This window comes from Pseudomonas sp. F220, from assembly GCF_057813935.1.
This window is the reverse complement of record NZ_JBVASJ010000004.1, coordinates 216,499-237,265: the sequence shown is the minus strand read 5'-3', so window position 1 is coordinate 237,265 and position 20,767 is coordinate 216,499. Positions and strand designations below refer to the sequence as shown.

At 60.9% G+C, this 20,767-nt stretch carries 20 protein-coding genes; 12 read left to right on the top strand and 8 right to left on the bottom strand.

Features of this window, described 5'->3' with window-relative positions:
* Positions 1 to 110: 110 nt before the first annotated feature.
* The 7 genes from ACZYSM_RS06345 to ACZYSM_RS06315 form a co-directional block, all read right to left on the bottom strand.
* The gene (locus ACZYSM_RS06345) at positions 111 to 479 is read right to left on the bottom strand and encodes a Na+/H+ antiporter subunit G (RefSeq protein WP_489069949.1); all 369 of its coding nucleotides are present in this window, start codon (positions 477 to 479) and stop codon (positions 111 to 113) included.
* Positions 476 to 754, bottom strand: a complete 279-nt coding sequence (locus ACZYSM_RS06340; protein ID WP_489069947.1) for a K+/H+ antiporter subunit F — start codon at positions 752 to 754, stop codon at positions 476 to 478. The genes ACZYSM_RS06345 and ACZYSM_RS06340 overlap by 4 nt, the downstream gene beginning before the upstream one ends.
* Positions 751 to 1,239: a Na+/H+ antiporter subunit E gene (locus ACZYSM_RS06335; protein WP_489069945.1), complete on the bottom strand. Its 489-nt coding sequence runs from the start codon at positions 1,237 to 1,239 to the stop codon at positions 751 to 753. Before ACZYSM_RS06335 ends, ACZYSM_RS06340 begins: the two co-directional genes overlap by 4 nt.
* Positions 1,236 to 2,921 carry a monovalent cation/H+ antiporter subunit D gene (locus ACZYSM_RS06330; RefSeq protein WP_489069943.1) on the bottom strand — a complete coding sequence of 562 codons (1,686 nt, stop codon included), beginning with the start codon at positions 2,919 to 2,921 and terminating at the stop codon, positions 1,236 to 1,238. The genes ACZYSM_RS06335 and ACZYSM_RS06330 overlap by 4 nt, the downstream gene beginning before the upstream one ends.
* Positions 2,918 to 3,262, bottom strand: a complete 345-nt coding sequence (locus tag ACZYSM_RS06325; protein WP_003202835.1) for a Na+/H+ antiporter subunit C — start codon at positions 3,260 to 3,262, stop codon at positions 2,918 to 2,920. Before ACZYSM_RS06325 ends, ACZYSM_RS06330 begins: the two co-directional genes overlap by 4 nt.
* Positions 3,262 to 6,180, bottom strand: coding sequence for a monovalent cation/H+ antiporter subunit A (locus ACZYSM_RS06320; protein ID WP_489069936.1), 2,919 nt, complete (start codon positions 6,178 to 6,180; stop codon positions 3,262 to 3,264). Before ACZYSM_RS06320 ends, ACZYSM_RS06325 begins: the two co-directional genes overlap by 1 nt.
* A gap of 267 nt (positions 6,181 to 6,447) precedes the next feature.
* A complete protein-coding gene (locus tag ACZYSM_RS06315) occupies positions 6,448 to 7,476 on the bottom strand; it encodes a DMT family transporter (protein WP_489069934.1) in 1,029 nt (342 codons plus the stop codon).
* On the opposite strand from ACZYSM_RS06315, the gene ACZYSM_RS06310 reads away from it, so the two are divergent.
* The 11 genes from ACZYSM_RS06310 (at position 7,471) to ACZYSM_RS06260 (ending at position 18,802) form a co-directional block, all read left to right on the top strand.
* Positions 7,471 to 8,034 carry a helix-turn-helix domain-containing protein gene (locus ACZYSM_RS06310; RefSeq protein ID WP_489069932.1) on the top strand — a complete coding sequence of 188 codons (564 nt, stop codon included), beginning with the start codon at positions 7,471 to 7,473 and terminating at the stop codon, positions 8,032 to 8,034. The two genes, ACZYSM_RS06315 and ACZYSM_RS06310, sit on opposite strands and share 6 nt — an antisense overlap.
* A 187-nt stretch (positions 8,035 to 8,221) precedes the next feature.
* Positions 8,222 to 9,424 (top strand): SfnB family sulfur acquisition oxidoreductase, encoded by a 1,203-nt coding sequence (locus ACZYSM_RS06305; protein ID WP_489069930.1) that lies wholly within the window; start codon positions 8,222 to 8,224, stop codon positions 9,422 to 9,424.
* 10 nt (positions 9,425 to 9,434) lie between these two features.
* Entirely contained in the window at positions 9,435 to 9,899 is a 465-nt protein-coding gene (locus ACZYSM_RS06300; protein WP_489069928.1) for an acyl-CoA dehydrogenase, read from the top strand.
* Complete coding sequence (locus tag ACZYSM_RS06295) at positions 9,899 to 11,302, top strand: LLM class flavin-dependent oxidoreductase (RefSeq protein WP_489069926.1); 1,404 nt, start codon at positions 9,899 to 9,901, stop codon at positions 11,300 to 11,302. The genes ACZYSM_RS06300 and ACZYSM_RS06295 overlap by 1 nt, the downstream gene beginning before the upstream one ends.
* Before the next feature lie 229 nt (positions 11,303 to 11,531).
* A complete protein-coding gene (locus tag ACZYSM_RS06290) occupies positions 11,532 to 12,515 on the top strand; it encodes an AMP-binding protein (RefSeq protein WP_489069924.1) in 984 nt (327 codons plus the stop codon).
* A complete protein-coding gene (locus ACZYSM_RS06285) occupies positions 12,512 to 13,288 on the top strand; it encodes an ABC transporter ATP-binding protein (RefSeq protein WP_489069922.1) in 777 nt (258 codons plus the stop codon). The genes ACZYSM_RS06290 and ACZYSM_RS06285 overlap by 4 nt, the downstream gene beginning before the upstream one ends.
* On the top strand, positions 13,288 to 14,169 hold the full coding sequence (locus ACZYSM_RS06280) for a branched-chain amino acid ABC transporter permease (protein ID WP_489069920.1): 882 nt from the start codon (positions 13,288 to 13,290) through the stop codon (positions 14,167 to 14,169). The genes ACZYSM_RS06285 and ACZYSM_RS06280 overlap by 1 nt, the downstream gene beginning before the upstream one ends.
* 4 nt (positions 14,170 to 14,173) lie before the next feature.
* Complete coding sequence (locus ACZYSM_RS06275) at positions 14,174 to 15,214, top strand: branched-chain amino acid ABC transporter permease (protein WP_489069918.1); 1,041 nt, start codon at positions 14,174 to 14,176, stop codon at positions 15,212 to 15,214.
* A gap of 25 nt (positions 15,215 to 15,239) precedes the next feature.
* Positions 15,240 to 16,580 carry an ABC transporter substrate-binding protein gene (locus tag ACZYSM_RS06270; RefSeq protein ID WP_489069916.1) on the top strand — a complete coding sequence of 447 codons (1,341 nt, stop codon included), beginning with the start codon at positions 15,240 to 15,242 and terminating at the stop codon, positions 16,578 to 16,580.
* Between the two features lie 3 nt (positions 16,581 to 16,583).
* Positions 16,584 to 17,351 carry an ABC transporter ATP-binding protein gene (locus ACZYSM_RS06265; RefSeq protein ID WP_489069914.1) on the top strand — a complete coding sequence of 256 codons (768 nt, stop codon included), beginning with the start codon at positions 16,584 to 16,586 and terminating at the stop codon, positions 17,349 to 17,351.
* Positions 17,352 to 17,365: 14 nt separating this feature from the next.
* The gene (locus tag ACZYSM_RS06260; RefSeq protein ID WP_489069912.1) at positions 17,366 to 18,802 is read left to right on the top strand and encodes an FAD/NAD(P)-binding protein; all 1,437 of its coding nucleotides are present in this window, start codon (positions 17,366 to 17,368) and stop codon (positions 18,800 to 18,802) included.
* Between the two features lie 138 nt (positions 18,803 to 18,940).
* Here ACZYSM_RS06260 and ACZYSM_RS06255 read toward each other — a convergent pair whose 3' ends face one another.
* Positions 18,941 to 20,194, bottom strand: a complete 1,254-nt coding sequence (locus ACZYSM_RS06255; RefSeq protein WP_489069910.1) for an MFS transporter — start codon at positions 20,192 to 20,194, stop codon at positions 18,941 to 18,943.
* Between the two features lie 106 nt (positions 20,195 to 20,300).
* On the opposite strand from ACZYSM_RS06255, the gene ACZYSM_RS06250 reads away from it, so the two are divergent.
* Entirely contained in the window at positions 20,301 to 20,747 is a 447-nt protein-coding gene (locus ACZYSM_RS06250; protein ID WP_489069908.1) for a winged helix-turn-helix transcriptional regulator, read from the top strand.
* The last annotated feature ends 20 nt before the right edge of the window (positions 20,748 to 20,767 follow it).

Here is a 20,767-nt window from a genome sequence, read left to right as displayed (position 1 = left end):
CCCACACTAGCTCTCTGCTGATCAAACCATCGCGGGCTGACGCAGATTTGTAGGAGCCGAGCTTGCTCGCGATGACGGCTATTCAGACGATACAAACTCTCCGGACCACCTCAGCTCCCACCCTCAGTTCTCCGACTACTCACTTCAGCCGGCACATCATCCCCCGCCATACGCTTGCGGAACAACGCCGCCCGAGCCAGCAGCAAGGTGGTCACTGGCATGGTGATCGACAGCAGAATCGGGACCAGCCATGCATGCAGTACCGGACTGGACTTGAGTGCCGAAAAATAGATGATCGAAGCCAACGCCACGCACCAGGCGCCCAATGTCGACGCCAGTGCCGGTGGGTGCATGCGCTGGAAGTAGTCCTTCATCCGCACCAGGCCGAAAGCGCCAATCAGTGCAAACAGGCTGCTGAGCACCAAGAGGATGGCCACTGGAATCTCTATCCAGAGTGACAACTCGCTGAGAGGGTTCATTCGATTACCTCGCCACGCAGCAGGAATTTCGCCAGCGCAAAGGAGCCGACAAAGCCAAACAAGGCAATCAGCAGTGCAGCTTCGAAGTAGGTGTCACTGGCATAGCGGATGCCTAGCGCCAGCATCATCAGCATGGCGAGGATATACAGATAGTCCAGCGCCAAAACCCGGTCCTGGGCCGACGGGCCTTTGAACAGGCGGATCAGGGTCAGGACCATGGCCACCGAGAAAAGGAACAGGCTCAGCAAAATCGCATTCGAGAGCAGGGCGCTCATTCGAAGATCTCCATCAACGGGCGCTCATAGGTCGCCTTGAAGTGCTGGATGAATTGCGCGTCGTCATCCAGATCGAACACATGCAGCAGCAAAACGCTGCGGTCCAGTGCCAGCTCTGACCAGACAGTGCCGGGAATCACGGTGGTGATCATCGACAGCGCGGCCAGGCCATTGGCATCACGCAGGTCCAGCGGCACCTTGATGAACCGGGAGCGCGGCGCTCGTCGCCCGGCGTTCAATACGCCCCAGGCGACGGCGATGTTGGACACCAGCACATCGCGACCCACCTGGAAGAACAACCGCACAATCACCCCGGGCCGGCGAATGCGGATCGGCAGCGGTCGCAACGGCTTCATCATCAGCGGCGCGGCAACTCCGAGCACCGCACCGAGCAGCAGGTTGCCGGGGCTGACAGACAGGTTCAGCACCAGCCACAACAGCCAGAGCGCCAACGACAACCAGGGCGCAGGGAACAGACGTTTCATGGTTGGACCTCCAGCCGCGCGGCTTTGGCTTCCGGGCTCGGTACTGCGCGCGTGCCCAGCACCGCCATGACGTATTGCTGCGGGTCATTCAGGGTGTCGGCAGCGGCCTGGGTATAGCGCAGCAGCGGTTCGGCCTTGAACGTCAACAGGATGCTTAGCCCCAGCAGGACAATGATCGGCACGCATTCGAAGTGCCGCAGCAGCGGTGAAGGGCGCTCCTCGGGTTTCCAGAACCGCTGGATGCCCAGGCGCGAGAAGGCAATCAGCGAAGCCAGTCCGGAAAGGATCAACAACGCCAGCAAGCCCCAGGCGGCATTCGAAATTGGCTCATCAGCACCGTTGCCCAGGCCTAGCGGGTTGAGCAGGGCGCTGAGCAAGCTGAGCTTGCCAATGAACCCGGACAGCGGCGGCATGCCGATGATCAGCAGGGCGCAGGCAATGAAGCTCAAACCGAGAAAGGCCATGGTCCAGGGAATCACCTGGCCGACCACGGCTTTCTGTTCGTCATCGAGGTTGATGCCTTTGGGGGGCTGCAAGGATTCCCGTGGTCGCGGGATGATCTCGCCTTCATAGTCCAGCAGCATTTCAGTGGCCGAGCGCGAGCGCTCGATCAGTTCCGCCAGCAGGAACAGTGCGCTCAACGCCAGGGTCGAACTGACCAGATAGAACAGCGCGCCAGCGGTGAGGCTCGGTTGGGCAAAACCGACGGCCGACAGCAGAATCCCTGCCGACACCAGAATGCTCAGGCTCGCCATGCGTTCCAGCCGTTGCGCGGCGAGAATGGCCAGCGCCGCGCAGACGATCGTCGCCATGCCACCGTAGACCAGCCAGTCGCCGCCAAAGTACGCCGAAGCGCCGGCTTGCCCGGAGAACAGCAAGGTCCACAAGCGCAGCAAGGTATACACGCCGACCTTGGTCATGATCGCGAACATCGCCGCCACCGGCGCGCTGGCCGAGGAGTAGGCCGGCACCAGCCAGAAATTCAGCGGCCACATGCCAGCCTTGGCCAGAAACGCCACGGCGAGAATCGCCGCGCCGGCGTGCAGCAGGCCGCGATCGGCTTGCGGCACCAGCGGGATTTTCAGCGCCAGGTCAGCCATGTTCAGGGTGCCGGTGACGCCGTAGATCAGCGCCGCGCCAATCAGGAATAGCGAGGAGGCCAGCAGGTTGATCGAAATGTAATGCAGGCCCGAAGACACCCGCGCCCGACCCGAACCGTGCAGGATCAGCCCGTAGGAGGCGGCCAGCAGCACTTCGAAGAACACGAACAGGTTGAACAGGTCTGCGGTCAGGAAGGCACCGTAAAGACCCATCAACTGGATCTGGAACAGCGCGTGAAAACTCGCACCGGCACGATCCCAGCGGGCCATGGCGAACAGCAGGGCGCAGACGCCAATGATTCCGGTCAGCACCAGCATCAATGCAGAAAGGCGATCGACCACCAGCACGATACCGAACGGCACTTGCCAGTTGCCCGGCAGGTACACGCCGATGGAGCCGGGCACACCTGTTTGCTGGGTCCACTGCAACAGCAGCACCGAAATCCCAAGACCCAGCACGCTCGAGAACAGGTTGATCCGGGCTTTGAGCGGTCGGTGTTTTTCACCGAGCATCAGCATCAGGGCGGCCGTCAGCAACGGCAGCAGAATCGGCGCAGCGATCAGATGGGGCATCCAGTTCATTCTTTAGGCTCCCGGCCATCCACATGGTCGGTACCGGTCAGGCCCCGGGATGCCAGCAGCACCACCAGAAACAACGCGGTCATGGCGAAACTGATGACGATGGCGGTCAGCACCAGAGCCTGCGGCAGCGGGTCGGTGTAGTGCAGCAAGTCCTGGGGTACGCCGTCCTTGATGATCGGCTCCTTGCCGATAAACAGGCTGCCCATGCTGAAAATGAACAGGTTGACCCCGTAGGACAACAGGCACAGGCCCATGACTACCTGAAAAGTCCGTGGGCGCAGCACCAGCCAGACCCCGGAGGCCGCCAGAACCCCAATGGCAATTGCGATGACTTCTTCCATCAGATTGCTCCTGGCCTGGCAATAGGTTTGGGCTGGCTGCTCGGTTTATGGCCGCGCACCGATTGGTGAGCCAGCGCGGTGAGGATCAGCAGCGTCGAACCAACCACCACGGCGTACACGCCGATGTCGAAGAACAGTGCGCTGGCGATATGGATGTCGCCCACTATCGGCAGCTCGAAGTGCCAGGTGTGGGTGGTCAGGAACGGATAATCCACGGCCATCGCACCCAACCCGGTAACGGTGGCGAACAGCAGCCCGGTACCCATCCAGCGCACCGGCCGCAGGCTCATCTGCGCCTCGACCCACTGGGTGCCGGCGACCATGTATTGCAGGATGAACGCCACCGACATCACCAGCCCGGCAACGAAACCGCCGCCCGGTTGGTTATGCCCACGCATGAACAGGTAGAACGACACCACCAGGGCAATCGGCAGCAATAACCGCACCAGCACCGCCGGAACCATCATGAAGCCCAGCGCGGTATCGCTGGCGTGTCGTGGGTTGACCAGATCGGTCACCACGTCGGGCGCCAGCAGACGCTGTTGAGCCGGCAGCTGCATGCTTTCCTTGGGCGGTCGGAAGCGTCGCAGCAGGGCGAAAACGGTCAGCGCCACAGCAGCGAGGACGGTGATTTCGCCGAGGGTGTCGAAGCCGCGAAAATCTACCAGCATCACGTTGACCACGTTGCTGCCACCCCCTTCCGGCAGCGCGCGGCTGAGGTAGAAGGAGGAGATGTCGTTGGGCGTCTGACGGGTCAGCATCGCGTAGGACAACAACGCCATGCCACCACCGACCACCGTCGACAGCAGTAAGTCGCGCAGACGGCGAATTCGCGCCTTGGGCAGGCTGCTTGGCAATGGCGAAACGTCTTCGATCCTCCGTGGCAACCAGCGCAGACCCAGCAGGATCAACACCGTAGTCACCACTTCGACCACCAGTTGGGTCAAGGCCAGGTCCGGCGCCGAGAACCAGACGAAGGTCACGCAAGTCATCAAGCCGCAGACGCTGACCATGGTCAGGGCCGCAAGCCGGTGATACTTGGCTTGCCAGGCGGCGCCGAGGGCACAGGCAATCGCCAACAGCCAGAGGGTAACGAACACGATCGACCCTGGAATTTTCGGCCGATCACCCCAACTCAGGCTGCTGTGGAGCATCGGGATCAACCCGGCGAGCACCGCCATCAGCACCAACAGGAACAATTGGGTCTGCAGGCGCTTAGTGCTGACTCGTCGCTCGATGCGCCGGGCCACACGCATCATGATCACCAGGCTGCGCTCGAACATCCGTTTGCCATTGAAGTAACTAATGATCGGCGGGTATTTGAAACGTCCGCGCTTGAGCTGATTGCGCAACAGCAGATAGAGCACGATGCCGCCAGACATGGCGATCAGGCTCATGATCATCGGCGCGTTCCAGCCGTGCCAGATGGCCAGGCTGTACTCGGGCAGGGTGCCGCCGACCACTGGCAAAGCGGCCGCCGCCAGCAACGGACCGATCACCTGGGCCGGGAAAATACCCACCACCAGGCACGTGAATACCAGCAATTCGACCGGCGCGCGCATCCAGCGTGGCGGTTCGTGCGGTGTGTGGGGAAGGTCAGTGGCCGTTGGGCCGAAAAACACGTCGACGGTGAATCGTAGGGAATAGGCGACGCTGAAAGTGCCTGCGATGGTGGCGATCACCGGCAGGGCCATTTCGACCCAGGCGGTGGCGGAAATGAACACGGTTTCGGCGAAGAACATTTCTTTGGACAGGAAGCCGTTGAGCAGCGGCACGCCGGCCATCGAGGCGCTGGCGACCATGGCCAGTGTGGCGGTGAACGGAATCAGCCGGATCAAACCACTGAGTTTGCGGATGTCGCGGGTGCCGCTTTCGTGGTCGATGATGCCGGCGGCCATGAACAGCGAGGCCTTGAAGGTGGCGTGGTTGAGAATGTGGAACACCGCGGCGACGGCGGCCAGCGGGCTGTTGAGGCCCAGCAGCAAGGTGATCAGGCCCAGGTGGCTGATGGTCGAATAGGCGAGCAGACCTTTGAGGTCGTTCTGGAACATCGCGCAATAGGCGCCCAGCAACAGGGTGCAGGCACCGGCACCGCCGACGATATAGAACCATTCTTCGCTGCCGGAAAGTGACGGCCAGAGCCGCGCCAGAAGAAACACCCCGGCTTTGACCATGGTTGCCGAGTGCAGGTAGGCCGAGACCGGTGTCGGTGCGGCCATGGCGTGGGGAAGCCAGAAGTGGAAGGGGAATTGCGCGCTTTTGCTCAAGGCGCCGATCAGGATCAGTGGCAGTAGAATCGGGTAAAGGGCATGGGCGCGGATCAGGTCACCGGCAGCGAGCACCTTGTCCAGGTCGTAGCTGCCGACGACATGGCCGAGCAGCATGACCCCCGCCAGCAGGCACAAACCACCGGCGCCAGTCACCATCAACGCCATATAGGCGCCACGGCGGGCGTCGGCGCGGTGGTGCCAATAGCCGATCAACAGGAACGAGAACAGACTGGTCAGTTCCCAGAAAAATACGATTTGGATCAGATTGCCGGAGATTACCAGCCCGAGCATGGCACCCATAAAGGCCAGGAAAAACGCAAAGAAGCGCGGCACCGGATCTTCCGGTGACATGTAATAGCGCGCGTAGAGCGACACCAGCGTACCGATGCCTAGCACCAGTAACGAGAACAGCCAGGCGAAACCGTCCATGCGCAGGACGAAGTTCAAGCCCAGGCTGGGCAGCCAGAGGAACTCTTCGCGAATGACGCCGCCGTGGGCGATCTGCGGATAGAGCATGGCGACTTGTATGGTGCCGATCAGTGCAACCAGACCGGCCAGCAGGGATTCAGTGTTACGTGCGTTGTGCGGCAGCAAGGCCGCCAGACCGCTGCCGATAAAAGGCAAAAGCAGTAGAACTATCAGGGACATAGGCTTCTAATCTGCGGAAGTTTGTGATGGATCATACGTGCCGGGCCCCGGATCACCAACTGCCAAGCTGTGGCAGGATCCTACAAGGTAGGCGGAAAACGGCTGGATTTCCTGATATGGGTGAGCTTAAACGTCCGCATGTATGCCCTAAAAGATCGCAGCCTATCGGCAGCTCCTACACCGACCGAGTACACCCACGATGTTGCGGGTGCATGCAATCCCCCTGTAGGAGCTGCCGATAGGCTGCGATCTTTTGACTTTGAGGGCTTAAACGTCGGTTTCGCGCTCCAGATCGTCCAACGTCTCAACGCTGGCGTTGCCCTTGGTCTTCAACTCGCTGACGATCACCGCTACCACGATTAACCCTGCGCCCAGCAAGGCGATGGCGGGCAACCGTTCGCCAGCGATGCGCCCGACGATCCCGGCCCACACCGGCTCACCGGCATAGATCAGCGTCGCGCGGGTCGGTGAAATACTTTTCTGCGCCCAGTTCATCGCCACCTGAATCGCCGCACTGGTCGCGCCCAGGCCCAAAGCGCTGGCCAGTAGCAGCCAGGAAAATTCAGGAATGACTTCCTGCGTCGGCACCACCATCAGAAACGCCAGCACTGACGTAACGACCAGTTGCACGACGGTGACCCGCCGTACATCGACCTGCCCGGCATAGGTGCTGATCAAAATGATTTCGGCAGCAATCGCAATGGTGCTGATCAACGTAGCAATTTCCCCCGGACTGAAATTCAGCGATGCGCCACTCGGGCCGGAGAGCAGCATGAGGCCGGTGAACGCCAGCATGATGCCAATACTGGGCATCAATCCCGGCCGACGCCCGAATACCAGCCATTGCAGCAAGGGCACAAAAGGGACGTAGAGCGCAGTAATGAACGCCGACTGACTGCTGGGAATGGTCTGCAAACCCATAGTCTGCAGACCATAACCGAGCATGATCGACATACCGATGAAGGCACCGGCCTTGAACTCGAACAGGGTCAAATGGCGCAGGCTGCGGTAAGAGAACAGCGCCACGATGCATGCCGCTGCGGCGAACCGCAGACCGACAAAAAACATCGGCCCACTGACGGTCATCGCCTGCTTCACCAGCAGAAATGTCCCGCCCCAGATTATGGTGATCAGCACCAACACGCACTCGGCTTTGCTGAACCGTGAGAACAGAGGAGAAGACTGGGGAGATTTCACCGACGTCATGGCCTTGCGCGCTACCTGAGTGGGACGCACAATGCGTCGGAAGTTGGGCAGTATACTGCGCAAATCAGTCAAGTGAGCAATATAGTGCACAAAGATCCTACACAGCGCGCCTCCGTCCTTCAGCACGTCAGCCAGAACGTACGTCGCCTGCGACATGCCGCGCAGTTGAGCCAGACGGCTCTGGCGGAAAAATCCGGCGTCAGTCGGCGAATGCTGGTGGCCATCGAAGCCGGCGAGAAGAACGTCAGCCTGACGACTCTGGATCGGGTCGCCGAAGCCCTGGACGTTGCTTTCAGCGACCTGATCCAGGCCCCCGACGCTCGTGACCCGAGCCGCATCAACGAACTCGCCTGGGCTGGGGCGATCCCCGGCAGTAAAGCGGTGTTGCTGGCCAAGGCGACGGCCTGTCGTGAGGTCGAGTTGTGGGAGTGGCGGCTGGAGCCAGGCGAGCAGTATTTATCCGAACCGGATGCCGATGGCTGGAGCGAACAGCTTTATGTGTTCGAAGGCTGCCTGACGCTGATGCTCGGCGACGAGGAGCGAAAGCTTGAAACCGGGGAGTTCTTCATGTTTGCCAGCAATCAGCCCCATGCCTATCGCAACGATGGGCCGGTGGCAGCACGGTTTGTGCGTAATGTGGTGATTTGATTCGGGCAACCGACAGCCACTGTTTATGGAACAACACTGGATAAACAGTTTGCTGGGTTCTTGTTGTTGTAGTTTCTGCATTGATTTTGTAACTATCTGAATTTGATACCTATTATTTATCGGCACGACTTCTGCAATGAGCTCTGGGCGGATTCTTCGCATCTACCCGGAACCACGGAGTCGGCCTATGACAGCCTCTGCCTCACCCCCGCGTAACGCCCATATCATCGGTTCGGATGCCGAAGCGATCATCGTTGCCAAAAGATTGGCCCAGCGCTTCGCTGAGGAAGCCGGCGTGCGTGATCGCGAGCGGCGCTTGCCGGTTGCCGAACTGGATGAATTCTCTGCCAGCGGCTTGTGGGGTATCACCATTCCCAAGGCCTACGGCGGCGCTGGCGTGTCCTACGTCACGGTCGCTGAAGTGATCAAGATCATTTCCGCTGCGGACTCGTCTCTCGGGCAGATTCCGCAGAACCACCTGGGTGTGCTGGATATCCTGCTGCAAACCGCCACCGAAGAGCAGAAGCGCTACTACTTCGACAAGGTCCTGCAGGGCTATCGCTTTGGCAACGCTTTCTCCGAAGCCAAAAGCAAAAACGCCGGCGCTTTTGAAACCCGTATTCGTTTCGACGGCGAGACCGCGCAGATCGACGGCGAGAAGTTCTACTGCACCGGCGCCTTGTTTGCCCACATTGTCCCGGCGGTGGCGGTTGATGAAGAGAACAAGGCCTTCATCGCTTTTATCGAACGCGACAATCCCGGGTTGACGGTCATCGACAGCTGGGATGGCTTCGGTCAGCGCACCACCGCCAGTGGCGGCGTGACGTTGAACGCGGTGCGCGTGCCGCTAAGCAGTGTGATTCCCGCTCACAAGGCCTTCGATGAGCCCACCGCTGACGGGCCAATTTCGCAAATCATTCAAGCCGCAGTCGATACCGGGATCGCCCTCGGCGCTCTGGAAGAAACCAAACGCTACGCCCGTCAAGCGCGGCCATGGATCGACAGCCAGCAGGATCACGGATGGCAGGACCCGTTCACCATTGCCGCCATTGGCGATCTTGAATGGCGGGTCCATGGCACCGAAGCGATTCTGCAAAAGGCCGGGCGCGCAGTCGACCAGGCCTTGGCCAATCCCAACGAAGACACCGTGGCCCATGCCTCGGTGGTAGTTGCCCAAGCCAAGGTGTTGTCCGCCGAAATCGCTTTGCTCGCCAGCAGCAAACTGTTCGAACTGGCCGGCACCCGCTCGGTGCTTGGCAAATACAACCTTGATCGCCATTGGCGCAATGCGCGCACCCACACCCTGCACGACCCGGCGCGCTGGAAATACCACCTGATCGGTAATTTCCTGCTCAACGGTGTCAAGCCAGCCCGGCATGCCTGGAACTAAGGAGTTCGTGATGAATGCATTGACCCAACCGGTGGCAGTCGAGCAGCCACTGAGCCAACGCCAGTCCGATCTGCACAGCGCCCGTCATGTGCTGGAACTGACCCTGCGCTTTATTCGCGAACAGGCGCAGCCATGGCCCGCCAGCGGCCTGAACAAGGCGACCGATGATCCTTATGTCATCAGCAAATTCGGCGATTTGCAGATCCGCATCGAAGTCGCCGCCGCATTGCTGGAACGCGCCGAGCATTTTTTGGCGGTATCCGACGATGGCGCCGAAATCAGTGTGGCACTGGCCGAGGCGGACATTGCCAGCGCTGACGCCTTGTTGGCAGTGAGCAATGCCGAGCTTGAACTCACCGGCCAGCGCACGCCGTTGCCCGGTTCGTTCCACGACCCGTTGCGCTGGAAATACCAGGTGATCGGCAACTACCGCCTTAACGGCGTGTTGCCGCCCAGCTACAGGAGTGCCGTTTGATGTCCCGTGAAATTCGTCTCAATGCTTTCGACATGAACTGCGTCGGCCACCAGTCACCCGGCCTGTGGGCCCATCCGCGGGATCGCTCCTGGCAGTACAAGGACCTGGAGTACTGGACCGATCTGGCGAAGATTCTCGAACGCGGCAAGTTCGACGGGCTGTTTATTGCCGATGTGCTGGGCATCTATGATGTCTACAACGGTAATGGCGATGCGGCGATTCGTCAGGCGGCGCAAGTGCCGGTCAACGACCCGTTGCAGCTGATCCCGCCGATGGCGCTGGTGACCGAACACCTCGGCTTTGGCCTTACCGCCTCGCTGTCGTTTGAACATCCGTATCCGTTCGCCCGACGGCTGTCGACCCTCGATCATCTGACCAAGGGCCGCGCCGGCTGGAACATCGTCACCTCGTACCTGGAGAGCGGCGCGAAGAACCTTGGGCAGACCGCGCAGGCCGAACACGACGCCCGTTACGACTTCGCCGAAGAGTATCTGCAGGTTTGCTACAAGCTTTGGGAAGGCAGCTGGGAAGAGGGCGCGATTCTTCGTGATCGTGAACGGCGGATTTTCAGCGACCCGAGCAAGATTCACGAGATCCAGCATGTCGGCAAACACTTTCAGGTGCCGGGTATTCACCTCTGCGAGCCGTCACCGCAGCGCACACCAGTGCTGTATCAGGCCGGCGCTTCCAGCCGTGGCAAGCAGTTCGCCGCCGAGCATGCCGAATGTGTGTTTGTCGCAGCACCCTCCAAAGTGCTGCTGAAAAAGACCGTGGCCGATATCCGCCGTCGCGCTGCCGAAGCGGGGCGCGATCCGTCGAAGATCCTGATCTTCAATTTGCAGACGGTGATCCTCGGCGAGACCGACGCCAAGGCCAAAGCCAAGTTCGAAGAATACAAGTCCTGGGTCAGCTATGAGGGGGCGATGGCGCTGATCTCCGGCTGGACCGGGATCGACTTCAGCCAGTTCAAGCCGGATGAACCGCTCAAACATGTCCACACCAACGCCATTCAGTCGGCGGTGGAGGCGTTCTCCACGGCCGACCCGAACAAGGTCTGGACGCCCCATGAGTTGGCCGATTGGGTGGGTATTGGCGGCTTTGGTCCGCTGTTTGTCGGCAGCCCGGAGACCGTGGCCGATCTGCTTGAGGAGTGGGTTGAGGACACTGATGTCGACGGCTTCAACCTGGCCTACGCGCTGACCCACGAAACCTTTGTCGATGCGGTCGAGTTGTTGGTGCCGGAGTTGCAAAAGCGCGGGGTGTACAAGACCGAGTACCGGCCAGGGACTTTGCGCGAGAAGTTGTTCGGTGAGGGGCCAAGGTTGCCGGAAATACATCCGGGGAGCGGGTATCGGGATTTGGCGGCTTTGCGTCATCAGGATAAGAACGCCGTGTCCGCCTAGACCCGTAGAGAGGGGCCTTGAACACAACAAAAATCCAATGTGGGAGCGGGCTTGCTCGCGATGAGGGCAGCACATTCAAGATTGATGTGACTGTCAGACCGCTATCGCGAGCAAGCCCGCTCCCACACTGGATCGGCGAAGCTTTATGGATCGAAGTCATCGCTTCTTAGCCAACACACCAGCCCAGCGGACCACCGCATGCTTTAGCCCATGGAACAGAGGTAAGCCTATGAGCGTGCACGAACTCAAACGTCCTTCCGCGGCGGATTTGGTACCAGCCGAATGGCTGGTGATGTTGCTCAACGCCCTGGAACAACTGCAGCACTGGGCCCAGGTCAGCCCGTTGCAGACTGCGCTGCGCCACAAGCGCCAGGGCCAATGGTATGTCTGGCGCTGGATCGATGCCTTGCGCGATGTCGAGCGGCTGGCCGATGGCTTGCGCCAGCAGGGTTTTACCGCAGATTCGCGGTTGGCCCTGAGTGGGCCTTTCGAGCCGAATCTGTTGTTGCTTGCGCTGGCGGCACACAGTATCGGTGGTCAGGTGTTGACCCTGGCTGATGATCTGGACCGGGAGTCGCTGCACACGGCTCTATGGCGCAGTCGTCCCAGCCATGCCTTTGTTCACGGTCGTCAGCAGCTCCAGCATTGGATGGCCGCCACGCAAACCGGCGCCCCACAACGGTTGTTGCTTATCGCCAATCAGCTTGTACCCCGACAGTCCCACCAGCCGGTGCTGAGTTTTACCGAGCTGCTGGGCCCGGTGGAAACGCCGCGACGCCTGAGCCGCTGGCGACATGCGTTACCTGCCGGTCAGTTGTGGAGCGAAGAGGGCACGCAGTGGCAAAACGGCCTGGGCGTGCTATTCGAGCAATGGCTGGCCAGCGGACAGTGCCTGGCCTTTGCGGAAAGCCCAGGCAGCGCCAGCCGTGATCGCCGCGAGGTCGCGCCCAGCGGTTTGTTGCTCTCGGCGGAACGCCTGCAACGTCTGGCCGATGAGATCGAAAGTCGGCTGGCGGCCCAAGGCAGCTGGCGTCGCACTCTTTGTGATTGGGCCATCGCCAACCCGGGAAAAGGCCTGCAACGGCTGATCAAGAACCGCGTCCGCCGACTGCTGGGTTTCCAGCGCCTGCACGCCATCTGGCAGGCCCCCGGCGTCACGGCAAAACCCTCAGCACCGGCTTGGCTCGCTGAATTCAAACGGAACATTGCATGACTCCGACCGATTCCATTCTGCAAGTCAGCGGTATTTCCCTGGCCTTCAAGGGCGTCAAGGCGATCAACGCGCTGTCTTTCGACGTTCGCCGTGGCGAGATCTGTGCGCTGATCGGCCCCAACGGTGCCGGCAAGAGCTCGCTGCTCAACGTGCTCAATGGCGTGTATCGCTTCGATGCCGGGGAGATCGTCTTCGACCAGCAGCATTTTCGCCGCATCGATCCGTTGGCCGCCGCGCGCCGGGGCATCGGTCGTACGTTCCAGAACAATGCACTGTTCAAGAAGATGAGCGTGATCGACAACATCCTCACCGGTCTGTCGCGGCATATGCGCACCACGTTCATCGAGCAGGCGCTCAGCCTGCCACGGGCGCGACGCGAGGCCGATGCCTTTCGCCAGCAGGCTCAGGGGATTCTCGAGTTCCTCGAGCTTGAGGCGCAGCGCGATGTGCTGGTGGGCAACCTTTCCTATGGCCTGCAAAAACGTGTCGAGCTGGGCCGGGCACTGATCGCCGGGCCGAGCCTGTTGCTGCTGGACGAGCCGATGGCCGGGATGAATGCCGAGGAGAAGCAGGAAATGGCGCGCTTTATCGCCGACGTCAACCGCGACCTTGGCACCACTGTGGTGTTGATCGAGCACGACATGAGCGTGGTGATGGGCTTGTCCGATCACGTGGTGGTGCTCGATTACGGGCGCAAGGTCGGCGACGGCACACCGGCGCAAGTGCAGGCCGATCCTGAGGTGATTGCGGCGTATCTGGGAGTGGTGCATTGATGACTTTCTTCTTCGAAACCCTGCTCGGTGGCTTGCTGGCCGGCACCATGTACTCGCTGGTCGCCATTGGCTTCGTGCTGATCTACAAGGCCAGCGGAGTGTTCAATTTTGCTCAGGGCTCGATGCTGCTGTTCGCCGCGATGACCTTCGTCAGCCTGCACGATCAAGGCGTGCCGTTTGCTTTGGCGCTGCTGCTGACGGTGCTGGTGATGATCATGGGTGCGCTGATCATCGAGCGGGCGGTGCTGCGGCCGCTGGTCAACCGCTCGCAGATCACCCTGTTCATGGCGACCCTTGGGCTGTCATTCATTATCGAAGGTCTGGCCCAGGGGCTGATGGGCTCACAAGTCCGCGCGCTGGACCTGGGCATCGACGATGTGCCGCTGTTCATCGGCCCGCTCATGCTCAGCCAGTTCGACCTGATCGCCGCTGCCACGGCCATCGTGCTAGTGACGGTGCTGGCGCTGCTGTTCAACAAGACTCGTATCGGCATCTCGCTGCGGGCGGTCGCGGATGACACCACGGCGGCGTTGTCCATCGGCATCAACCTCAACCGCATCTGGCAGATCGTCTGGGCGGTGGCCGGGATGGTTGGACTGGTTGCTGGCCTGCTCTGGGGCGCGCGCCAAGGGGTGCAGTTCTCCCTGTCACTGGTAGTGCTCAAAGCGTTGCCGGTGTTGATCATTGGAGGTTTTACCTCGATTGGCGGGGCGATTGCTGGTGGTTTGATCGTCGGTGCCGCCGAGAACCTTGCCGAGGTCTATGTCGGCCCGTTGATGGGCGGTGGCATCACCCCGTGGTTCGCCTACGTCCTGGCTTTGGCCTTTCTGTACATCCGCCCCGCCGGCCTGTTCGGCGAGCGCGCCATCGAGCGAGTCTGAGCTTATGTCCTTGTCTATTTCCCGCGAGACTGCGCCGTTATTACTGATCCAGCGGCGCTTGCCCTGGGGCCTGTCTGGCCTGTTATTGCTGGCCTTTGTCATTGTGCCGCTGGTGGGCAACGACTATTGGCTGAATGCGATTTTGATCCCGTTTCTGGTGCTGTCACTGGCCGGGCTCGGGCTCAATCTGCTGACCGGCTATACCGGCCAGACCTCGGTCGGCGCCGCCGGCTTCATGGCGGTGGGCGCGTTCGCTACCTACGGATTTCTGTTGCGCCTGCCCGAGTTGGGCTTGCCGGTGGCGCTGCTCGGTGGCGGGCTGATCAGCGCTGTGGTCGGGCTGCTTTTCGGTCTGCCCAGCTCGCGGATCAAAGGTTTCTACCTGATGGTCACGACCCTGGCGGCTCAGTTCTTTCTGGAGTGGCTATTCGTCAAATTTCCCTGGTTCTACAACTACGGATCGTCCGGCACCATTTCGGCGCCGAGACTGGCGCTGTTCGGCCATGACCTGAACACTCCGGTGGGGCGTTATCTGCTGACGGTGTTGCTGTTGACCTGGGTCGCCGTGAACCTGGTGAAAAGCCAGATTGGCCGCAACTGGATGGCCATCCGCGACATGGACACCGCGGCCGCCGTGGTCGGCATCCCGGTGGTGCGCTACAAGCGGCTGGCCTTTGCCGTCAGCTCGTTCTATCTGGGCATCGCCGGGGCACTATGGGCCTTTGCCTATCTGGGTACGGCCAGTGCCAGCAGCTTCGATATCAATCGCTCATTCCAGATCCTGTTCATCATCATTATCGGGGGCATGGGCAGCATCGCCGGCAACTTCGTCGGCGCGGCGTTTATCAGCCTGTTGCCGATTCTGCTCAGTCATGCCGGGCAAGCGTTGTTCGGTGGTTCGGTGGACGCCGGGCAATTGCAGAACCTGCAAAAAATCATCTTCGGCGTGCTGATCATCCTGTTCCTGATCAAGGAACCCGAGGGGCTGATCCGCTTGTTGAGCAACCTTCGTGAGCGGCTGAGTCACTGGCCGCTGCGCTTCTGAATCCCCCCACTATTAGAGAGTCGATATGCGTGCATCCTTGAAACGTTCGTTGGCCGGCGCGGCGTTGGCGCTGGCGGTTTTTGGCAGTGCAGTGCCCATGGTTCAGGCCTCGCCGGACCAGCAGTTTTTTCCTCTGGCCACATACCGGGTCGGCGCCTACGCCTCCAGCGGCGTACAGGTCTGGGCCGGGATGCTCGATTACCTGAACTACATCAACGATGTGGAAGGCGGGATCAACGGGGTCAAACTGGTCTGGCAGGAGTGCGAAACCGAGTGGACTGCGGAGAAGGGCATCGAGTGCTATGAGCGTTTCAAGAAAGGCCTGGATGGCGCCCCGGTAGCGATCTATTCACCCAATGGCGCTCCGGCTGCCTACGCCCTGAGCGAGCGGGCAGAGGTCGACAAGATCCCGTTGATCACCCTCGGCTACGGTCGCACCGAAGCCACCGACGGTACGGTGTTCCCTTACAACTTCCCGGTGATGCTGACCTTCTACAGCGAAGCCTCGACCTTGGTGAATTACATCGCCGAGCGCGAAGGTGGTTTCGACAAACTCAAGGGCAAGAAAATCGCCACGGTCTACCACGACTCGGCCTATGGTCGGGAAACCCTGGGCCCGCTGAAACTGTTGGCCGAGAAGTACGGTTTCGAGAACATCCAGATTCCTGTGGCCGATCCGGGCAACGAGCAATCGGCGCAATGGCGGCAGATCCGTCAGGCCAATCCGGACTGGGTATTCCTGCGCACCTGGGGCGTGTCGACGCCGGTGGCGGTGAAGACCGCAGCGCGCTTCGGCTTCCCGGTGGACCATATCGTCGGCGACATCTGGGCCAGTTCCAGTGAAGACGTGCTGCCGGCAGGCGCTGCCGCCAAAGGTTATCTGGCGCTGACCCCATACCCGGCCAGTACCGATTTCGAGATCCACAAACGCTTGAAACAGTACATCCTCGACAAGGGCAAAAGCGATCTCAAGGACCTGAAGAACTTCGGCAGCGTCTACTACAACTCCGGTCTGGTGAACGCCGCTGTTGCGGTGGAAGCGATTCGCACCGGTCAGGGTAAATTCGGCAAGCGGCCGCTCAATGGCGAGGAAGGGCGCTGGGGCCTGGAGCACCTGAACATCGATGATGCGCGGCTCAAGGACATGGGCTACTTCGGTTTGATGCAAAACCTCAAGCTGTCGTGCCGCGATCATGAAGGCGGTGGTTCGGCGCGGGTTCAGCAGTGGGACGGCGCCCACTGGACACTGATCAGCGACTGGATCGCCGCCGACCGCGTGTTGCTGCGCCCGCTGATCGACGAAAAATCCGCAGCCTTCGCCAAAGAGAAAGGTCTGACGCCACGCACTTGCACCGGGGATGAATAAACCATGAGCCAGACTGCTCCAAGCGCTGCGACCTATGAACTACTGCAGGTCAAGGATATCGAGGTGATCTACGACGCTTCGATTCTTGCGGTGGCGGGGGTGTCCTTGAGCGTTCCCAAGGGCGGCATCGTCGCCTTGCTCGGGGCCAACGGTGCCGGCAAAAGCACGACCCTCAAGGCGATTTCCGGTCTGGTCCGTGCCGAGCGGGCCGAGGTCAGTCGCGGGGTGATCGAATTTTTTGGCCGCGATACTGCCGGTATCGACCCCAGCCAGCGCGTGCGCCAAGGGATGGTCCATGTGCTGGAGGGGCGACATGTGTTCGCCCACCTGACGGTTGAAGACAACCTGCGCAGCGGCGGGTTTGTCCGGCACTTGAGCCGCAAGGACATGGAGCAGGATCTGCAACGGATTTATGACTGGTTTCCACGACTCAAAACCAAACGCAAAACCCAGGCGGGTCTGACCTCGGGCGGCGAACAACAGATGATCGCCATCGGCCGGGCCTTGATGACACGTCCTACTTTGGTACTACTGGACGAGCCGTCAATGGGTTTGGCGCCTATCATCGTTCAGGAAATTTTCGAGATCATCGCGCAGCTCAATCGTGACCAGCAGGTGAGCTTTCTGATCGCCGAGCAAAACATTAATGTGGCATTGAAATACGCCTCCCACGCTTACGTACTCGATACCGGGCGGGTGGTGGTTTCCGGCAGCGCCAGCGAGTTGTTGGCGCGGGACGATTTGCACGATTTTTATCTGGGTAAGCACTGACAAGTGAGAACGGCATGAGTGAAACCAACAGCGGACAGGTGAACCCCGCCATTCGCAGCGCTGACATCCTGATCGTCGGCGGTGGCTTGAGTGGCGCGCTGCTGGCTGCTCAGCTGTTGCGTCTGCCCGGCAAGCGTCAGGTGCTGGTGATCGAACCCCGCGCTGAATTGGGTCGGGGCGAGGCCTACAGCGCGGTCGAATTGGGGCATACCTTGAACGGCAACGCGGCGCGCATGAGCGTCGACCCGGACAACGCTGATGACCTGACCCAATGGCTCGGTGAATTCATCGCCGCCGGTGGCTGGCCGGAGTCGGATCAGCAGCATGTACCGGTCAACGAATTGTTCCCGCCACGGGGGATTTTTGGACTGTATGTGCAGCAACGACTGGCTGAAGCCCAGGCAGTGGGCGCGCAGAATGGCTCCAGCGTCGAGCATGTTCGTGGGGAAGTGGTCGATCTGCAGACAGATGAAACCGGGGCGCTGTTGACCCTCGGCGACGGTCAGAAACTACGCGGTGTTTTTGCCGTGCTGGCCACTGGTATGTTTCCGGCCGCGCGTACACCGCAAACCGAATCCAGCGGCTTGAATGCGGCAGCATTGGACCCGTGGGATGTTTCGGCTATGGCCCAACTCGATCCGCAATCCACGGTGCTGATCATCGGCTCCGGGCTGACCATGGTCGATGCCGTGGTGTCGCTGGAGCAGGCCGGTCATCGCGGGCCGATCGAGGTATTTTCCCGGCACGGCCTGCTGCCCCATGTCCGCCGTCAACCACCAGCCTGGGTAGACTTTCTCGCCGAGGATCACAGTATTCGCACCCCGAAGCAGTTGCTGCGCGAGCTGCGCCGCCATTGCCAGACCGCGCTGGCGGTCGGTATCGATTGGCAAGCGCCGCTGGACACCGTGCGCGCGCATATCGGACGTCTGTGGAGTCAGGCGACGGATGTGCAGCGTCGGCAGTTCGTGCGCCATGTACGGCCATGGTGGGAAAGTCACCATCACCGTTCGCCACCGTTGAGTGCCGAGCTGGTGAAACGTTTGCATGCCGAGGGACGTTTGCGGATTCAGGCGGCGTCGTTCAAGGGCCTTGAGCCTTCGGCTGACGGCCAGGTGAGCATCCGCATTCGTCGACGCGGCGAGATGCACACCACCCTGGTCAGCGGTGCGGCGCTGATCAACTCCAGCGGGATCGAGTACGACTGGCGTCGTGTGGCCCGGCCCTTGCCCCAGCAACTGCTGGCTCGCGGTCTGGTTCAGCCGGGACCGCTGGCGTTGGGGATTGCCGCCGATGCTGGCGGCGCGTTGATCAATTCCGACGGACAGGTTGCTGACCGCTTGTTCGCCATGGGCCCGCCGTTGCGCGGGATGTGGTGGGAAAGTACCGCGGTCACGGACGTGGCCAGTCAGGCCAAGGCGTTGGCGCGCAGATTGGTCGAGCTTGACGCGTAGATCGCGACCTTGTAGCAGCTGCCGCCAGGCTGCGTTCGGCTGCGCAGCGGTCTAAATCCTGCCTCCACGGTTAACCTGAAAAACCGCGGTGTCTGATTTTACGACTGCTGCGCGGCCGGACGCAGGCTACGCCAGCGGCTACGAGGGTGTCAGATAGTCACTGGCCTCAGGTCCCGTGGTGCATTGTTGGAATACGCCGCTTTTCAAGGTAAGCAGCCAATACCCCAGGGCTATGGCGTTGATCCCTGCGCCCAACAGGCAAACACCGATCCAGCCTGACCAGGCATACATCGCGGTCGAGCCGATCGATCCCAGCGCGCTACCGATGGAATAAAACAACATGTAGCCTGCCGCCAACCGGCTCTGGGCTTCGGGGCGCACGCTGTAGATCATGCTTTGGCTGGTGACATGTACCGCTTGCAAGCCCAGGTCGAACGTAATCACACCGATCAACAGCGCCCACAATGATGACTGAGTGAAGGCTATGGCCAGCCAGGAGACCAGCATTAGCGAAAGTGCCAGGCCGCTGGTCCATTGAGCCAGGCCGCGGTCAGCCAGATGTCCGGCGCGCGCTGCGCCGAGCGCGCCAGCGGCACCGGCGAGGCCGAACAAGCCGATCTCGGTGTGTGACAGCGACAGCGGCGGTGCGCTCAGGGGCAGTACCAAGGGTGTCCACAGCACCGTGCCTGCGGCGAAAATCAGCATGGCGATGACCGCGCGATCGCGCAGGACTTTCTCCTCCTTGAACAAGGTAAATACCGAGCCGATCAACTGAATATAGGTACTGGTCGGCTTCGTGTGTTCGCTCCTCGGCAGCACACGCAACAGCAGCAGGGCCATCAGCAATGTCAGGCCCGCCGACAGCAGATAGACCGAACGCCAGCCTGCCAGGTCGGCCATGCTCCCGGCCACTGTGCGCGCCAGCAGGATGCCGACGACGATGCCGCTGGTGACCACACCCACCACGCGGCCACGCTCGGTCGGCAGCGCCAGGGTCGCGGCATAGGCCACCAGCACCTGAGTCACCACCGCCAACAGGCCGGTCAGCGCCATGCCGATCAGCAGCCAGAGGCTGTTCTGCGCGAGGGCGATCATCATCAGTGCGAGCACCGACAGCAGCATCTGACCGACAATCAAACGCCGCCGATTGAGCAAATCCCCCAACGGCACCAACAGCAGCAAGCCCAGCCCATAACCGACCTGCGTGAGGGTCACGATAATGCCGATGGTTGCCGGGTCCATGCTGAAGGCCTGAGCCATGGCGTCGAGCAGCGGCTGCGCGTAATAGACATTGCCCACAGACAGCCCGCAGGCGATGGCGAACAGCAGCACCACACCTTTGCTGATGTATGGCTGTTGAAGCGGGTTAAGGATCGGTGATTCAAGCGTCATGCCTGGCTCCATCTCAAGTGGTTTCGTAATAAAACCACTTGTACGGTAGAGAGGCTGGTTTTATATTGCAACCACTTTCCTGTTCTTCGAGTTGTGAGCTCAACCCATGGTCCAACGCACAAGCCTTGCGGGCGCCGAATGCCCGGTCGCCCGTTCACTGGACGCCATTGGCGACTGGTGGTCGTTACTGATCATTCGTGATGCCTTCGATGGCATTCGTCGCTTCGGCGAGTTCCAGCGCAACCTCGGCATGGCCAAGAACATCCTCTCGGCGCGCTTGCGAACGTTAGTGGCCCACGGAATTTTCGAAGTGGTGCCAGCCTCGGATGGCAGTGCTTATCAGGAATACGTGCTAACCGAAAAAGGTAACGGCCTGTTCAACCTGATCATCGGGTTGCGGCAGTGGGGCGAGGCGTTTTTCTATGAGGCGGGGGAGCAGCATTCGACGATGGTTGACCGCGAGCAAGGGCAACCGCTGCGGCGTTTGGAGCTGCGCTCGGAGGATGGACGGTTGTTGGGGCCCAAGGATTGTCGGCGGGTGGCAGTGGAGTGAAGCGGGCTGCATGCCCGGTT

Excerpts from the sequence above, each read along its gene's own strand:
- ACZYSM_RS06345 (WP_489069949.1), bottom strand. The coding sequence starts at position 479 with ATGAACCCTCTCAGCGAGTTGTCACTCTGGATAGAGATTCCAGTGGCC.
- ACZYSM_RS06340 (WP_489069947.1), bottom strand. The coding sequence starts at position 754 with ATGAGCGCCCTGCTCTCGAATGCGATTTTGCTGAGCCTGTTCCTTTTC.
- ACZYSM_RS06335 (WP_489069945.1), bottom strand. The coding sequence starts at position 1,239 with ATGAAACGTCTGTTCCCTGCGCCCTGGTTGTCGTTGGCGCTCTGGCTG.
- ACZYSM_RS06330 (WP_489069943.1), bottom strand. The coding sequence starts at position 2,921 with ATGAACTGGATGCCCCATCTGATCGCTGCGCCGATTCTGCTGCCGTTG.
- ACZYSM_RS06325 (WP_003202835.1), bottom strand. The coding sequence starts at position 3,262 with ATGGAAGAAGTCATCGCAATTGCCATTGGGGTTCTGGCGGCCTCCGGG.
- ACZYSM_RS06320 (WP_489069936.1), bottom strand. The coding sequence starts at position 6,180 with ATGTCCCTGATAGTTCTACTGCTTTTGCCTTTTATCGGCAGCGGTCTG.
- ACZYSM_RS06305 (WP_489069930.1), top strand. The coding sequence starts at position 8,222 with ATGACAGCCTCTGCCTCACCCCCGCGTAACGCCCATATCATCGGTTCG.
- ACZYSM_RS06300 (WP_489069928.1), top strand. The coding sequence starts at position 9,435 with ATGAATGCATTGACCCAACCGGTGGCAGTCGAGCAGCCACTGAGCCAA.
- ACZYSM_RS06295 (WP_489069926.1), top strand. The coding sequence starts at position 9,899 with ATGTCCCGTGAAATTCGTCTCAATGCTTTCGACATGAACTGCGTCGGC.
- ACZYSM_RS06290 (WP_489069924.1), top strand. The coding sequence starts at position 11,532 with ATGAGCGTGCACGAACTCAAACGTCCTTCCGCGGCGGATTTGGTACCA.
- ACZYSM_RS06285 (WP_489069922.1), top strand. The coding sequence starts at position 12,512 with ATGACTCCGACCGATTCCATTCTGCAAGTCAGCGGTATTTCCCTGGCC.
- ACZYSM_RS06280 (WP_489069920.1), top strand. The coding sequence starts at position 13,288 with ATGACTTTCTTCTTCGAAACCCTGCTCGGTGGCTTGCTGGCCGGCACC.
- ACZYSM_RS06275 (WP_489069918.1), top strand. The coding sequence starts at position 14,174 with ATGTCCTTGTCTATTTCCCGCGAGACTGCGCCGTTATTACTGATCCAG.
- ACZYSM_RS06270 (WP_489069916.1), top strand. The coding sequence starts at position 15,240 with ATGCGTGCATCCTTGAAACGTTCGTTGGCCGGCGCGGCGTTGGCGCTG.
- ACZYSM_RS06265 (WP_489069914.1), top strand. The coding sequence starts at position 16,584 with ATGAGCCAGACTGCTCCAAGCGCTGCGACCTATGAACTACTGCAGGTC.
- ACZYSM_RS06260 (WP_489069912.1), top strand. The coding sequence starts at position 17,366 with ATGAGTGAAACCAACAGCGGACAGGTGAACCCCGCCATTCGCAGCGCT.
- ACZYSM_RS06255 (WP_489069910.1), bottom strand. The coding sequence starts at position 20,194 with ATGACGCTTGAATCACCGATCCTTAACCCGCTTCAACAGCCATACATC.
- ACZYSM_RS06250 (WP_489069908.1), top strand. The coding sequence starts at position 20,301 with ATGGTCCAACGCACAAGCCTTGCGGGCGCCGAATGCCCGGTCGCCCGT.